This window comes from Microtetraspora malaysiensis (assembly GCF_001528665.1).
GTDB classification, from domain to species: domain Bacteria; phylum Actinomycetota; class Actinomycetes; order Streptosporangiales; family Streptosporangiaceae; genus Microtetraspora_A; species Microtetraspora_A malaysiensis.
The window spans coordinates 76,115-89,215 of the sequence record NZ_BBYJ01000015.1; the positions used below are offsets into that span (position 1 = coordinate 76,115).

The following is a 13,101-nucleotide window of genomic DNA, read 5'->3' on the forward strand; positions in this document are numbered from 1 at the left end:
TGAATGCTTTCACAAGCGATCTACACACGAAGGGCACCCGTGGTGAACCGCAAGTCAAAGCACATCCTCATCGTCGGCGGTGGATACGTGGGTCTTTACACCGGCCTGCGACTCCAGCGAACGCTCCGTCGTGAGCTGCGCGAGGGGACCGTGCGGATCACGCTCATCGACCCCCGGTCGTACATGACCTACCAGCCGTTCCTTCCGGAGGCGGCGGCCGGGAACATCTCCCCGCGCCACGTCGTCGCGCCGCTGCGCCGGGTCCTGCCCAAGATCCGCATCCTCAACGGAATGGTCTCCAAGATCCACCACGAGGCCAAGACCGTGACGTTCGAGCCTCCCGCGGGCCAGCACCAGGAGATCGAGTACGACGTCATCGTCATGGCGGTCGGCTCCATCTCGCGGACGCTGCCCATCCCCGGTCTCGAGGACGCCGCGATCGGCTTCAAGACCGTCGGTGAGGCGATCGCGCTGCGCAACCGCGTGATCGCGCTGCTCGACCGGGCCGAGACCAGCGACGATGAGGACGTGCGCCGCCGCGCGCTCACCTTCGTCGTGGTCGGCGGCGGCTTCGCGGGCATCGAGGCCCTCGCCGAGCTCGAGGACATGACCGAGGACGCGATCAAGTACTACCCGAGCATCGAGAAGAAGGACCTGAGGTGGGTCCTCATCGAGGCGTCGGACCGGATCCTGCCCGAGGTCGGCCCGGAGATGGGCAAGTGGACCGCCGAGCAGCTCCGCGAGCGCGGCATCGAGCTCAAGCTGGAGACGTTCCTCCAGTCGTGCGAGGGCGGCCTGGTCAAGACCTCGGACGGTGACGAGTTCGAGTCGGCCACGATCGTGTGGACCGCCGGCGTCAAGCCGAGCCCGGTCGTCAACTCCTGCGACCTGCCCCTCGACGAGCGCGGCCGGATCAAGACCACCACCCGGCTGACGGTCGCCGCCACCAAGGACGCGTTCGCCGCCGGTGACGTGGCGGGCGTGCCCGACATGACCAACGCCGGCCAGTACTGCGCCCCGAACGCCCAGCACGCCGTACGGCAGTCGAAGGTCCTCGGTGACAACATCACCGCGTACCTGCGGGGCGGGCAGCTCGCGGACTACCGGCACAGGTACGCCGGGTCGGTCGCCGGCCTCGGCCTCTACCGCGGCGTGGCCAACGTCTACGGCGTCAAGCTGCGCGGATTCCCCGCGTGGTTCATGCACCGGACCTACCACCTGTCCCGGGTGCCCACGGTGAACCGGAAGGTCCGCGTGGTGGCCGACTGGACCCTGTCCCTCTTCTTCCGCAGGGAGACGGTGTCGCTCGGCGAGATCGAGCACCCGCGCGACGACTTCAGGGCGGCTGCCGCCACGATGCCGAAGAAGAAGTAAAACTCGCTCACCCGTACGGCGTGCGCCCCCACCTGGGGACGCGCGCCGTACGGCTTTCCATGTCCGGAAGAAGGGGAAGCGGCGTAAGGTCCAACCAGTTACAGATGAGTGATCCGTGACGTATGATCGCGGCGCCCCCGTAGCCCAATGGCAGAGGCAAGCCCCTTAAAAGGGCTCCGGTGTGGGTTCGAGTCCCACCGGGGGCACTTCTGCCTCCCCCGGGTGACGGCCCTCCCGACGGTGTCCCCACGACCTGCGGGAACATGATCGCGGCCGCCTGCGACAGCAGCTCACGGGTTGCGGGCGTCCGCCGGCTCGCCGGTGAGCGAGGAGGACAGCGGCGGAAGGTCCCACTCGTCGTTCGAGGTGCGCAGCGCCCGGATGCCGAAGAAGAGCATCCCCAGCGCGGTACATCCCCAGGCCACGAGGTCGAGCCATGGGTTGACGATGACGATGGCCACGAGATGCGTGGGCTGGGACAACAGCAGCAGGATGGCGGCCCATCGGGGCATGAGCCGCGCCCGCCAGGCGAGGACTCCCAGCAGGACGGTTCCGACGATGTGGCCGACGACGAAGACGAGGCCTTCGAACAGCGTCAGGCTCAGGATCTCGTCGCTCAGCCTGGTCACGGTCGCCGGCTCCAGGCCGATGTCGGTCGCGGCCAGTACGGCGGTGTCCCCGGCCGCGAGCACCGTCATGGCCAGGTAGCCGGGGATCAGGAACGCGGCGGTCCACACGGTCAGCGTGGGACGGTGCCTTCGCCCCAGGCGTAGCGCCGCGAACGCCCCGGGCAGGAGGGTGAACAGCGCCGGGATGGCGAGGAGCAGCACGAGCCGCTGGGCACCGGGGTCGGCGGCGACCTCGGCGCCGACGTCGCCCGACCCACCGGGGATGATCAGCCGGATGACGGCCACGCACGCGGGGCCGACCGGCATGAGGACGGCGGAGAAGATCCTGGTTGCTGTACGAATGTCCCGTCCCGCGCGGCGGGCGACGAGGGCCGAGCCGGTCATCGCGCCGACCTCGGCCGGGCGAGCAGGAGCACGACGACCAGGAGTTCCAAGACGATCCCGACCGCGGCCGCGACGACCCAGCCCGCGGGAACGTCCGGATACAGGAACGCGGGCACCGCGCCCAGGGCGGAGAGCACCCGGGTCACGATGATGGTGAACCGCGCCCAGGCGGCGCCGCCGCCCCACGCGAACGGGGTCAGCGCCAGCGCGACCACGCTGATCACGATGTAGGCGACGGGGACGATGGGGTCGTCGGCCAACTGCGGGATCGAGGTGGCGATGTCGCCGACGGCGAGCAGTCCGCCCAGCACGAGGCCGATGCGGAGGGGAAGGCCGGCGCGACGGGCCGGCGTGGCGGCTTCGGCGGTGGACATGGGGATGCTCCTTCTATCGGGGGCGTACGCTGCGATCGCAGCCGGTGCCACTGTCCGATTTCGGCCGCCGGTACCGCTTGAGGCGATCCCCCTTTCTCGCATAGGGGTGGCCGGGAAAACTTCCCAGCGACAGTAGGGTCACGCCCCTGGACCGGAGCGCCGGGCCGATGCCGATAATGCGTTCATGACCTCCCCCACCGTCGGCGAGACCCCGTCGATCCGGGTGCTCCTCGCCGACGATCACCCGGTCGTCCGGCGCGGCCTCGCCGCGCTGCTGGCCACCCTCCCGGGCATGGAGGTCGTCGCCCAGGCCGGTACGGGCCGCGAGGCGCTGCGCGAGATCGGGATAAACCGGCCGGACGTGGTCATCATGGACCTGCGCATGCCCGTCCTGGACGGCGTGGAGGCGACGCGCCGGATCAGCAAGGAGTACCCCGGCACCGCCGTCCTCGTACTCACCATGTTCCAGGAGGACACGCTGGTGGCCGACGCGTTGAATGCGGGCGCCCGCGGTTACCTGCTGAAGTCGGCGGAGCAGGACGAGATCGAGCGGGCCATCCGGGCCGTCGCCGCGGGCGGTGCGATCTTCAGCAGCGCTGTGGCCGGGCCGGTGCTGGGCAGGATCGCCGCGGGCAGGGACGAACCCGCGCTGCCCGCGCTCTCCCCACGTGAGCGGCAGGTGCTCGACCTGATCGCGACCGGGGCCACGAACGGGGCGATCGCCCATCGGCTGGGGTTGTCCCCGAAGACGATCGGCAACCACATCTCGGCGATCTTCCTCAAACTCGGGGTCGCCTCCCGCGCGGAGGCCATCGTGATCGCCAAGGACGCCGGGCTCGGCCGCCGTGCCTGACGGCGACGCCCCGCCGTCGGGCGCGTCCGGCGTGGCGGATCTCCACGACGCGGACGTCACGGGGCCGCGCCGTGCGCGGTGGGGCGTGGGCGGCGCGCTGGCGGCCGGAACGGGCCTCACCCTGTGCGCGGCCGCCTCCGCCGTGGCCGCACGCACCACCTGGCCGATCTTCGTTCAGTCGTACTCGCTGACCAACCTCACCATCGGGCTCGGCTTCCTGGCTTCGGGCGGGATCGTCACGTGGTTCCGCCCCCGCAACGTCATCGGGGTGTTGTTCCTGGTGAGCGGGCTCGGTCATCTGACGACCGCGGCCGCGGGCATGGCCCAGCTGTACGCCATCCACTCGGGCGCGCCGACGCCGCTGGTGCGCGGCCTGTCCGCCGTGTACACGGCGGCGTGGCAGGTCGGCATCGGGTGGCTCTTCCTGCTGGCGCTGCTGCTCTTCCCGGACGGCCGCCTGCCGAGCCGGCGCTGGCGGCCGGTGGCCTGGCTCATCACGGTCAACGGCGTCTACCAGCTCGGCACCGGAGTGCTCTCCGATGGATCGCCCTTCGGGGATGGGCGTGATGTCTCCTCGATCCTCTCTGCGGGGCTCGTCGTCCCCGAGTTTGTCGACATCGGTCTGGCCGTCGCCGGCGCCGCCACCATATTGCTGGTGATCGCCTCTCTCGTGCTGCGCTACGTACGCGGGGACGAGGGCACCCGCCGGCGGTTGCTCTGGCTGATCCTCGCCGTGCTGGCGATGCTGGTGCTCAACGGGCAGCGCTGGATCACCGGTGACGGGCCGATCCTGTTCCTGCTGTCGTTCGTGCTGATCCCGGTCGCGATCGGGATCGCGATCGTCCGCTACGAGCTGTTCGACATCCGGCTGGCGCTCTCCAGAACGCTGCTCTATGGCATGATCATCGCCATGTACGCGGGGATCGTCGCGGGATTCTCGTTGCTCGTCCCGGAGGGCGCGCTGCGCGGCGCGTCGGTCGCCGCGGCGATCGTCGTGGCCATCGGATTCACGCCGCTGCGGCTGTTCCTGCAGCGCCTGGTGGACCGGGCCTTCCACGGCACCCGATCCGACCCGGCGCGTACGGCGTGGCGGATCGGGCAGGGGCTCAGAGACGACGACGATCTCGCGGGCGTCCTGGAGAGGACGGGCTCCGCGCTTCGCCTGCCGTGGCTCGCCCTGCGGCGGGAACCACAGGGCGACCGGTTCGCCGTGACCGGCACGACGGACGGCGGCCCGGCGGCCGAGATCGAACTCGGGTATCGCGGAGACCTCGTCGGCACCCTCGTCGTGGGGTTGCGCCGCGGTGAGTCGCAGCTTCACGAGGCCGACCGCAGGACGCTGGAGCTCATCGCCACCCCGCTGGCCGTCGCCCTGCACGCCATAACCCTGCGGGAGCAGGTACAGCTCGCCCGCACGGCCACCGTCGAGGCCGCCGTGGCGGAACGGGCCAGGCTGCAGCGGGAGCTTCATGACGGGCTCGGCCCCACGCTGGCCAGCGTCACCTTCCGTGCCGATGCCGCGTCCAACCTCGTCCGCTCCGTCCCCGACGAGGCCGTGCGCCTGCTCGGCGAGGTGCGCGCCGATCTGCGCGCCACCCTCGACCATGTCCGGCGCGTCGTCTACGGTCTGCGCCCCATCGAGCTGGACGACCTCGGTCTCCTCGGCGCGATCAACCAGCAGGTGGCCGCGTTGCGCGGTGACCACGGCGAGCGCGTCGCCATCGACGTCCAGGCGCCCCCACGGCTTCCCGTGCTCTCGGCGGCGGTCGAACTCGCGGCCTACCGCATCACCAGCGAGGCGCTCGCCAACGTGCTGCGGCACTCCGACGCGACACGGTGCCGGGTCACCGTCTCGTGCGACCGCGAGCTCGTCGTGACCGTCCAGGACGACGGCGGCCCTCCGGACCCCTGGAGCCCGGGGCTCGGTCTGCGTTCCATCTCCGATCGCGCCGAGGAACTCGGCGGGTCGGCCGCGGCCGGTCCCACGGCCACCGGCTGGGAGGTGGTCGCCCGGCTACCGGTGGGTGCTGCGGGGAACCCTGTTTCTCCGAGGGGGTGATCGGGAGGCCGCTTCGTCCTCGCGCCGCCGGATGAGGTCACGGCATCAGTACGACAGCGGGATCTTTACGGCGATCCGGGCACCCGGCGCTGTCGCGGATCCCGATGCGTATCGATGAAAGGGGGCGAACGACGGGCCGTCCGGGCGCGGGTCACTCGGCGCGGACGTCGAGACCGAGGGCGGTGGCGAGGATGACGGCCTGCTGGAAGTCGATCACGGCGCCCTTGAGGTCGGCGGAGAGCGGGTCCACGGAGGACAGATCGCTGCCGCGCAGGTCGCACCGGGAGAGCGTGGCCGCGCGGAGCCAGGCGCCGGACAGGTCCACCTTGCGGAGGGTCGCCCCTTCCAACCGGGCGCCGCTGAGATCGGCCTCGCGCATCCGCAGGTCGGTGAAGGTGGCGCCGCGCAGGTCGGCGCCGGGGAGGCCGGCGAAGGACCAGTCCCCGCCCTCGACCTTGAGCAGGTCGAAGGTGCAGCCGTCGAACACGCTGCCCACCATCTTGCAGCCGGTGAAGGTGGAGTCGAAGAACGAGCACCGGACGAACGTGCAGTTGGTGAAGGCGGCGTCGGTGTGCGTGGACGCGTTGAACTTGACGCCGCGGAAGGTGCACTCGGAGAAGACGGCGCCGTGACCGAACGCCTCGGTCATGTCGACGTCGACGAAGAGGACCTGGTTGTGCTCGTGGCCCGACAGGTCCTCACTGTCCCAGTCCGCGCCGTGGACGGTGGTGAAGGTCGGCGCGGCCGGCCGACCGTACTTGCGCACGGCCACGGGTGGGCTCCTGACGTCGGGTTCGGTGGCGGGCATGATTCTGCCCCCGGGGTACGACAAAAATCGCGGGCGGCCCGGGGGCGTCGAGACAGTCGATTCAGCTGGTTGTGTGATGCCCGAAGGGGACGGCCCTGACCAGCGTCACCTTCATCGTCCGGCCGTTGGGCAGCGCGTACGTCCGCTCCTCGCCCTCCCTGGCGCCCGTCAGCGCGACGCCCAGCGGGGAGTTGGGCGAGTAGACCGGGATGTCGCCACCCACGGACTCGTCCCTGAGCCCCATGAGGAAGGTCTCGGTCTCCTCCTCGCCCTCGTAGCGGACGGTCAGCACCATGCCCGGCTCGGCGACCCCGTCGTCCGGCGGGTCCTCGCCGACCACCGCGTTCTTCAGGAGGTCCTCGATCTGGTGGATGCGCGCCTGCCGCCGCTCCCGATCCATGATCTCTTCATTGCTGTCCGGGTCGTGCGGCGTGGCGTCGTCGCCGTCGCCCGTGCGGTGCCCGAGCAGCTCGGCCAGCTCCTCTCGCAGCCGGTCGTACGCATTCTGGGTGAGCCATGTCCGCTGTGTGCTGGTCATGTCGCGCCTCCTTATCCACATAACACAAAGACACAGCCCCGGTACGGACTGTGCCCAGTGCAATTATATCTAGCTGTCAAACAAATTAAAGGTCCGATCTGGGCTACCGTTGGAGGGAATGTCGGCGTCCGGTGACTCTGCGAGCGTGAGCGATGGTGGTCCTGGGGCAGCTCCTGGACATCCTCGGCACCCTCGGCGTCCGCGAGTGCCGGGGCCCGGTCGACCGGGGTGCCATGCTGCGCGGTCTGGCCCTGTACGACCCGTCCGACCCGGGGACGGCGGCGGGTGATCAGGTCATGCTCGGCGTCGGCATCGACAGCCCGGAGCGGGCCGTCCGCGTGCTGGCCGACACCGACGCCGCCGTGCTGGTGCTGCGCGCCGCCTTCTCCCTGGACGAGGGGGTCGCCCGTGCGGCTCGCGACGCCGGGGTCCCGGTGGTCCGCGTCGATCCCGGCGTCTCCTGGGGACAGCTCGTCGCGGTGATCCACACGCTGGTGTTCGGCGAGCGCGCCGCGGCTAAGGCGGCCGCGCCGGGAGGCCTGTTCGACCTGGCCGACACCATCGCCGGAGCCGTCGGCGGCCCGGTGACCATCGAGGACGTCCAGGCCCGCGTGCTCGCCTACTCCCACCGGCAGCAGGACGTGGACCAGGCACGGCTGCGCACCATCCTCGGCCGTCGCGTGCCGGACGAGACCCTGGAGGCGTTGCGCAGCCAGGGCGTGTTCGCCCACCTGGACGAGTCGGACGAGCCGCTGTTCGTGCCCGAGCTCAGCTCCGAGCTGACCGCGCGCGTCGTCGTGGCCGTGCGCGCCGGCCGCGAGCTGCTCGGCTCGGTCTGGGTCGAGGTCGACGGCCCCCTCACCCTGGGGCAGAACGCGGCGCTGGTCGCCGGGGCGCGGGTGGCCGCGACCCACCTGCTGACCACCCGCGCGAGCGCCGACCTGGAGCGCCGGGTGGAGGGCGACCTGGTGCAGAGCCTGATCGAGGGCGGCACCGACGCGCCGGCCGCGCTGCTACGGCTCGGGCTGCCCGCGACCGACCTGCGGGTCGTCGCGCTGCGCGCCGACGGAGGAGCGGACGCGATGCTGCTCGCCGCGCGCCACGCGACCATCGGTTTCACCTGGTCGCGGCCCGGCCGCAGCGCCCTGGTCGGCGACGTGCTGTACACCGTGCTGTCCGGCGGCAAGGAGGCGGAGGCGGCGTGTGCCTGGGTGCGCGCGCTCGCGCGCGAGCTTCCCTCGGACGCGCGGGTGTGGGCGGGGGTCGGCGGTCCCGCCGACGTCTCCCAGCTCCCGGCCAGCCGCAGCGAGGCGGACGAGAGCCTCGCCGTCCACATGTCGGATCCGGACGCCGAACTGCCCGTCACGTACGACGCCGTCTGGGACCGGATCCTGCTGCGCCGCCTGGCCGGCGCGGCCGCGGCGGGGCGGATGCCCACCACGGGCCCGGTCGTGGACCTGGCCCGCCACGACGCCGAGCACGGCAGCGAGTACGTTCCGACCCTGCGCGCCCTGCTCCGTGCCCAGGGCGACCTGCGGGAGGCGTCGGCGCGGCTGGCGGTCCATCCCAACACGGTCCGGTACCGGCTGCGGAAGATGTCCGAGATCACCCGGCTGGACCTGGACGACCCGCGCAAGCGCCTGGCGATGATGATCGCACTTGAAGTCGGCGCGGTCATGTTCGGATAGGACAACCGCAGCCTGATCCATTGTTCGAATTTGGCAGCTCGTATCTCCTTAACGGCATCCATCCTGAATATGTCGTCTCATGAAAGGGAGAGTTGTCGTGGCGGAGGAAAAGTCACCGCGCAGCGTCGTGGTGGTCGGGGCCGGCATGGTCGGCCTGTCGGTGGCGTGGTTCCTCCAGGAGCGAGGAGTCGAGGTCACGGTGGTCGACCGGGCCGGAGTGGCCGCCGGTGCGTCCTGGGGTAACGCCGGTTGGCTGTCGCCCGGCCTCGCCATCCCGCTGCCCGAGCCCAGCGTTCTCCGGTACGGCATGCGCTCGCTGCTCGACCGTGATGCGCCGTTGTACATTCCGACCAAGCCGGACCCGCGGCTGTGGGCCTTCCTCACCAAGTTCGCCACCCACTGCACCATGCGGCAGTGGGAGCGCGGCATGCAGTCCTACCGCCCGATCAACGCCCTGTGCCTGGACGCCTTCGACGTCCTGACCTCGAACGGCGTCGAGGCCCCCACGATCGAGGCGCCGATCATGGCCGCCTTCGAGAAGGCCGGCCAGGCGGACGACCTGCGCCGTGAGCTGGAACTGATCCTGCGTTCCGGCCAGGAGATCAGCTTCACGGAGATCCCCGGAGACAAGGTCGCCGCGGAGGTCCCGCAGATCTCGTCCAACGTCGAGCTGGCGATCCGGCTGGACGGCCAGCGCTACATCGACCCCGGTGCCTTCACCCAGTCGCTCGCGGACGCCGTGGTCGCCCGCGGCGGCCGGATCCGTACCGGCTTCACGGCGCGGAACCTGCGCCACGGCGCGCGCGGTGTCACCGTCGAGGCGTACGCGGGAGACCCGGAGCACGCGGACGCGGTCGTGATCGCGACGGGAGCGTGGCTGAACGACCTCGCCCGGCCGCTGGGCGTGCGCACCCCCGTCCAAGCCGGCCGTGGGTACTCGTTCACCGTGCCGACCGAGCAGACCGTTCCGTGCCCGATCTACTTCCCCGCCACCCGCGTCGCCTGCACGCCGTACCAGGGCCAGCTCCGGGTGGCCGGGACCATGGAGTTCCGCTCGCCCGACCACCCGCTGGACACCGGCCGGGTCGCCTCGATCATCAAGGCCAGCCGGCCGCTGCTCACGGGAGTCGACTGGTCGAAGCGGACCGACACCTGGGTCGGCCCCCGTCCCGTCACCCCCGACGGGCTTCCGCTCATCGGCGGCACTCGGGTGCCCAGCGTCTACATCGCCGGGGGCCACGGTATGTGGGGCGTCACCCTCGGCCCGGTGACCGGTCAGCTGCTCGCCGAGCAGATCGTCCTCGGCAAGCAGCCCGCCGAGCTGCGCGCCTTCAGCCCGACCCGCTGACGCGGGAGGGCCCACCCCACCGGAGCTTCCTTTCCCGGGAACTCCGGTGGGGAACTCCGCCCGTCTGACGATCGTTGTAAACGCCAGTGGACTGGCGTGGCGCCGGCTTGGGATGCTGGCGTCGCACGCTGATCGGAGAGTCGGAGGCCAGAGGTGGAGAGCAGAAACCCCATATTCAGCCAGCGGGGCGCCGCCGGAGGTCAACCGGCCTGGGGCGGTCCGACGCCCAGCGTCCAGCAGCTCAACGAGATGTACACCGCGCCCTCGTACGCGCCGCCGGCTGAGCGCGCGATGACGATCGACGACGTCGTCGTGCGCGGTTTCATGACCCTCGGCACGCTCGTCCTCTCGGCGGCCGTCGCGTGGTACCTGGGCCTCGGCTGGTCCGTCGCGGCCCCCGCGATGATCGTCGGTCTGATCCTCGGGCTGATCGTCTCGTTCCGGCAGAGCACCAACCCGGCGCTCATCCTCGGGTACGCCCTCTGTTACGGCGTCGCCATCGGCGTGCTCAGCCGCACGTACGACTACGTCTTCCACGGCATCGTCCTGCAGGCCGTGCTCGGCACGATGCTGGCCTTCGGCGGCACGCTCGCCGTCTACACGCTGAAGATCTTCCGTCCCACGCCGAAGTTCACCAAGTTCGTCATCGGCGCCGCCATGGCCGCCGTCGGGCTCATGCTGGTGAACTGGATCGCCGGCTTCTTCGTGACCGGCGGCCTCGGTCTGCGGGCCGACAACCCGATCGGCTGGATCTTCAGCATCGCGATGATCCTGCTCGGCTGCTTCTTCCTGCTCCTGGACTTCGACGAGATCGAGAGCGGGGTGCGCGCGGGCGCCCCGGCGAGGTACTCCTGGTTGATGGCCTTCGGCCTGACGCTGAGCCTGGTGTGGCTATACCTGGAGATCCTTCGATTCATCAGCTACTTCACGGACAACGACTAGTCCATATGATCAAGATTTCATAACGAAACGATTTCCGTCGAGGTCTTGTCAAGCCGGGACGGGTGAGGCAGTGTCGAGCCCAAAGGAGCCTTATCCGTGGAGGTGCTCATGACGTTGAACCACTCACCGGAGACCCAGACCAAGCTCATCGCCCGTGTCCCGACGATAACCGGACGCGACCTCCCCGAGTGGTTCCAGACGATCGACAACGGCCCGTCATTCCTGCGATGCGACGAGCGGGCCAACTGGCTCGCCGACGAGCACGGGCTCACGCACGGCTACGCGGTCGCCATCGTGCTGGAGCACGAGCGGCGTCGCAGGGGTCGGCAGTTCTGATCTCTCGCCTGCGCCCGCGCCGTCCCGGCGCGGGCGCATCATTGTGTCCATGGATGTGGACAAGGCACGCGAGTTCCTCAAGAACAACCACCAGGCGGTAATGCTCACCTGGCACGCCGACGGGCGGCCGCAGATGTCGCCCGTCACCGTCGGCGTCGATCGCGACGGGTACGCCGTCGTCAGCAGCCGTGAGACGGCCGTCAAGACGCGCAACCTGCGCCGGAACCCCCAGGTGTTCCTCACCGTCACCACCGACGCCTTCTACGGCGAATGGGTACAGATCACAGGCACCGCGGAGATCATCTCGCTCCCCGACGCGATGGAGCGGCTGGTGAACTACTACCGCGACATCAGGGGCGAGCACCCCGACTGGGACGAGTACCGCGCCGTGATGGAGCAGGAACGGCGGGTGATCATCCGCATCGCGATCGACCGCGCCGGTCCCGACTTCCAGGGCTGACGCTCAGCTCAGCCGCTCGACGATCATGGCCATGCCCTGGCCGCCGCCGACGCACATGGTCTCCAGCCCGATCGTCTTGTCGTGGAAGCGCAGACTGTTGAGCAGCGTGGAGGTGATGCGGGCACCGGTCATGCCGAACGGGTGGCCGACCGCGATCGCGCCGCCGTTGACGTTGAGCCGGTCGATGTCGATGCCGAGCTCGCGATAGGACGGGATGACCTGGGCGGCGAAGGCCTCGTTGATCTCGACGAGGTCGACGTCGCCGATGGACATGCCGGCCCGGGTGAGCGCCTGCCGCGACGCCTCGATCGGGCCGAGGCCCATGATCTCGGGCGAGAGGCCGGTCACGCCGGTGGAGACGATCCGCGCGAGCGGCGTGATTCCGAGGGACGCCGCCTTGGTGTCGCTCATGATGACGACCGCGGCGGCGCCGTCGTTCAGCGGGCAGCAGTTGCCCGCGGTGACGGTGCCGTCGGGGCGGAAGACCGGCTTGAGCTGCGACACCGCCTCGTACGTGGTGCCCGGGCGCGGCCCGTCGTCCTTGCTCACCACGGTGCCGTCGGGCAGCGTGACCGGGGTGATGTCCGTCTCCCAGAAGCCGTTCGCGATCGCCTTCTCGGCCAGGTTCTGCGAGCGGACGCCGAACTCGTCCTGCTCCTGCCGTGAGACGCCCTTGAGGCGGGCCACGTTCTCGGCGGTCTGCCCCATCGCGAGGTAGACGTCCGGCAGTGCGCCGTCCTCGCGGGGGTCGTGCCAGTCCTGGCCGCCCTCGGCCAGCCGTGCCGTACGGGCGGCCGCTCCCGCGAAGAGGGGGTTCTGCGTGTCGGGCAGGCTGTCGGAGCTGCCCTTGGCGAACCGGGAGACGCACTCCACCCCGGCGGAGACGAAGACGTCGCCCTCGCCGGCCCGGATCGCGTGCATCGCCATCCGGGTGGTCTGCAGGGACGAGGAGCAGTAGCGGGTGATCGTGGTGCCGGGCACGCCGTCCAGCCCGAGCAGCGTCGCGACGACGCGGGCCATGTTGAAGCCCTGCTCGCCGCCCGGCAGGCCGCAGCCGAGCATCAGGTCGTCGATGTCGTTCGGGTCGAGCTGGGGGACCTTGGCCAGCGCGGCGCGGACCATCTGAACGGTGAGGTCGTCCGGGCGGATGTCCTTCAGCGATCCCTTGAAAGCGCGTCCGATCGGCGAGCGGGCCGTCGCGACGATGACTGCCTCGGGCATGGGGCTCTCCTGCCTGCGTCGCGTCTGACCAACCAAGCCCTGAGCGGCATTCGTCAGACGCTCCTAGTCCTTTTCTGCGGAGGTTAC

General features: G+C 70.3%; 13 protein-coding genes and 1 tRNA gene. 9 read left to right on the forward strand and 5 right to left on the reverse strand.

Annotated features, from left to right (window positions below; genetic code table 11):
* Nucleotides 1–3: 3 nt before the first annotated feature.
* Together AWQ71_RS19935 and AWQ71_RS19940 are read left to right on the forward strand one after the other, a co-directional pair.
* Nucleotides 4–1,374: an NAD(P)/FAD-dependent oxidoreductase gene (locus tag AWQ71_RS19935; protein WP_067135354.1), complete on the forward strand. Its 1,371-nt coding sequence runs from the start codon at nt 4–6 to the stop codon at nt 1,372–1,374.
* A 133-nt stretch (nt 1,375–1,507) separates the two neighbouring features.
* Nucleotides 1,508–1,580, forward strand: a tRNA-Leu gene (locus AWQ71_RS19940).
* Between the two features lie 84 nt (nt 1,581–1,664).
* Here AWQ71_RS19940 and AWQ71_RS19945 read toward each other — a convergent pair.
* Together AWQ71_RS19945 and AWQ71_RS19950 are read right to left on the reverse strand one after the other, a co-directional pair.
* Nucleotides 1,665–2,387, reverse strand: a complete 723-nt coding sequence (locus AWQ71_RS19945) for a DUF4386 family protein (protein ID WP_157570451.1) — start codon at nt 2,385–2,387, stop codon at nt 1,665–1,667.
* The gene (locus AWQ71_RS19950) at nt 2,384–2,761 is read right to left on the reverse strand and encodes a hypothetical protein (protein ID WP_067135357.1); all 378 of its coding nucleotides are present in this window, start codon (nt 2,759–2,761) and stop codon (nt 2,384–2,386) included. The genes AWQ71_RS19945 and AWQ71_RS19950 overlap by 4 nt, the downstream gene beginning before the upstream one ends.
* Before the next feature lie 184 nt (nt 2,762–2,945).
* On the opposite strand from AWQ71_RS19950, the gene AWQ71_RS19955 reads away from it, so the two are divergent.
* Together AWQ71_RS19955 and AWQ71_RS19960 are read left to right on the forward strand one after the other, a co-directional pair.
* The gene (locus tag AWQ71_RS19955; protein WP_174550731.1) at nt 2,946–3,614 is read left to right on the forward strand and encodes a response regulator transcription factor; all 669 of its coding nucleotides are present in this window, start codon (nt 2,946–2,948) and stop codon (nt 3,612–3,614) included.
* A complete protein-coding gene (locus AWQ71_RS19960; RefSeq protein WP_084259075.1) occupies nt 3,607–5,673 on the forward strand; it encodes a sensor histidine kinase in 2,067 nt (688 codons plus the stop codon). The genes AWQ71_RS19955 and AWQ71_RS19960 overlap by 8 nt, the downstream gene beginning before the upstream one ends.
* 151 nt (nt 5,674–5,824) lie before the next feature.
* Here AWQ71_RS19960 and AWQ71_RS19965 read toward each other — a convergent pair whose 3' ends face one another.
* Nucleotides 5,825–6,445, reverse strand: coding sequence for a pentapeptide repeat-containing protein (locus AWQ71_RS19965; protein WP_067135358.1), 621 nt, complete (start codon nt 6,443–6,445; stop codon nt 5,825–5,827).
* A 97-nt stretch (nt 6,446–6,542) separates the two neighbouring features.
* Nucleotides 6,543–7,019 (reverse strand): GreA/GreB family elongation factor, encoded by a 477-nt coding sequence (locus AWQ71_RS19970; protein ID WP_067135359.1) that lies wholly within the window; start codon nt 7,017–7,019, stop codon nt 6,543–6,545.
* Nucleotides 7,020–7,171: 152 nt separating this feature from the next.
* On the opposite strand from AWQ71_RS19970, the gene AWQ71_RS19975 reads away from it, so the two are divergent.
* The 5 genes from AWQ71_RS19975 to AWQ71_RS19995 all read left to right on the forward strand — a co-directional run bounded on the left by AWQ71_RS19975 (nt 7,172) and on the right by AWQ71_RS19995 (nt 11,793).
* On the forward strand, nt 7,172–8,707 hold the full coding sequence (locus tag AWQ71_RS19975) for a PucR family transcriptional regulator (RefSeq protein WP_067135360.1): 1,536 nt from the start codon (nt 7,172–7,174) through the stop codon (nt 8,705–8,707).
* A gap of 79 nt (nt 8,708–8,786) precedes the next feature.
* The gene (locus AWQ71_RS19980; RefSeq protein ID WP_067135361.1) at nt 8,787–10,055 is read left to right on the forward strand and encodes an NAD(P)/FAD-dependent oxidoreductase; all 1,269 of its coding nucleotides are present in this window, start codon (nt 8,787–8,789) and stop codon (nt 10,053–10,055) included.
* Nucleotides 10,056–10,208: 153 nt separating this feature from the next.
* A complete protein-coding gene (locus AWQ71_RS19985) occupies nt 10,209–10,997 on the forward strand; it encodes a Bax inhibitor-1/YccA family protein (RefSeq protein ID WP_067135362.1) in 789 nt (262 codons plus the stop codon).
* Nucleotides 10,998–11,105: 108 nt separating this feature from the next.
* Entirely contained in the window at nt 11,106–11,333 is a 228-nt protein-coding gene (locus tag AWQ71_RS19990) for a DUF4287 domain-containing protein (RefSeq protein ID WP_067135593.1), read from the forward strand.
* A gap of 49 nt (nt 11,334–11,382) precedes the next feature.
* Complete coding sequence (locus tag AWQ71_RS19995) at nt 11,383–11,793, forward strand: PPOX class F420-dependent oxidoreductase (RefSeq protein ID WP_067135363.1); 411 nt, start codon at nt 11,383–11,385, stop codon at nt 11,791–11,793.
* 3 nt (nt 11,794–11,796) lie between these two features.
* Here AWQ71_RS19995 and AWQ71_RS20000 read toward each other — a convergent pair whose 3' ends face one another.
* Nucleotides 11,797–13,014 (reverse strand): acetyl-CoA C-acetyltransferase, encoded by a 1,218-nt coding sequence (locus AWQ71_RS20000; protein WP_067135364.1) that lies wholly within the window; start codon nt 13,012–13,014, stop codon nt 11,797–11,799.
* Nucleotides 13,015–13,101 lie beyond the last annotated feature (87 nt).

Bases quoted from the DNA above. Each gene is read 5' to 3' on its own strand.
- AWQ71_RS19935 (WP_067135354.1), top strand. From the start codon at position 4: ATGCTTTCACAAGCGATCTACACACGAAGGGCACCCGTGGTGAACCGC.
- AWQ71_RS19945 (WP_157570451.1), bottom strand. From the start codon at position 2,387: ATGACCGGCTCGGCCCTCGTCGCCCGCCGCGCGGGACGGGACATTCGT.
- AWQ71_RS19950 (WP_067135357.1), bottom strand. From the start codon at position 2,761: ATGTCCACCGCCGAAGCCGCCACGCCGGCCCGTCGCGCCGGCCTTCCC.
- AWQ71_RS19955 (WP_174550731.1), top strand. From the start codon at position 2,946: ATGACCTCCCCCACCGTCGGCGAGACCCCGTCGATCCGGGTGCTCCTC.
- AWQ71_RS19970 (WP_067135359.1), bottom strand. From the start codon at position 7,019: ATGACCAGCACACAGCGGACATGGCTCACCCAGAATGCGTACGACCGG.
- AWQ71_RS19975 (WP_067135360.1), top strand. From the start codon at position 7,172: ATGGTGGTCCTGGGGCAGCTCCTGGACATCCTCGGCACCCTCGGCGTC.
- AWQ71_RS19980 (WP_067135361.1), top strand. From the start codon at position 8,787: ATGAAAGGGAGAGTTGTCGTGGCGGAGGAAAAGTCACCGCGCAGCGTC.
- AWQ71_RS19990 (WP_067135593.1), top strand. From the start codon at position 11,106: ATGACGTTGAACCACTCACCGGAGACCCAGACCAAGCTCATCGCCCGT.
- AWQ71_RS19995 (WP_067135363.1), top strand. From the start codon at position 11,383: ATGGATGTGGACAAGGCACGCGAGTTCCTCAAGAACAACCACCAGGCG.
- AWQ71_RS20000 (WP_067135364.1), bottom strand. From the start codon at position 13,014: ATGCCCGAGGCAGTCATCGTCGCGACGGCCCGCTCGCCGATCGGACGC.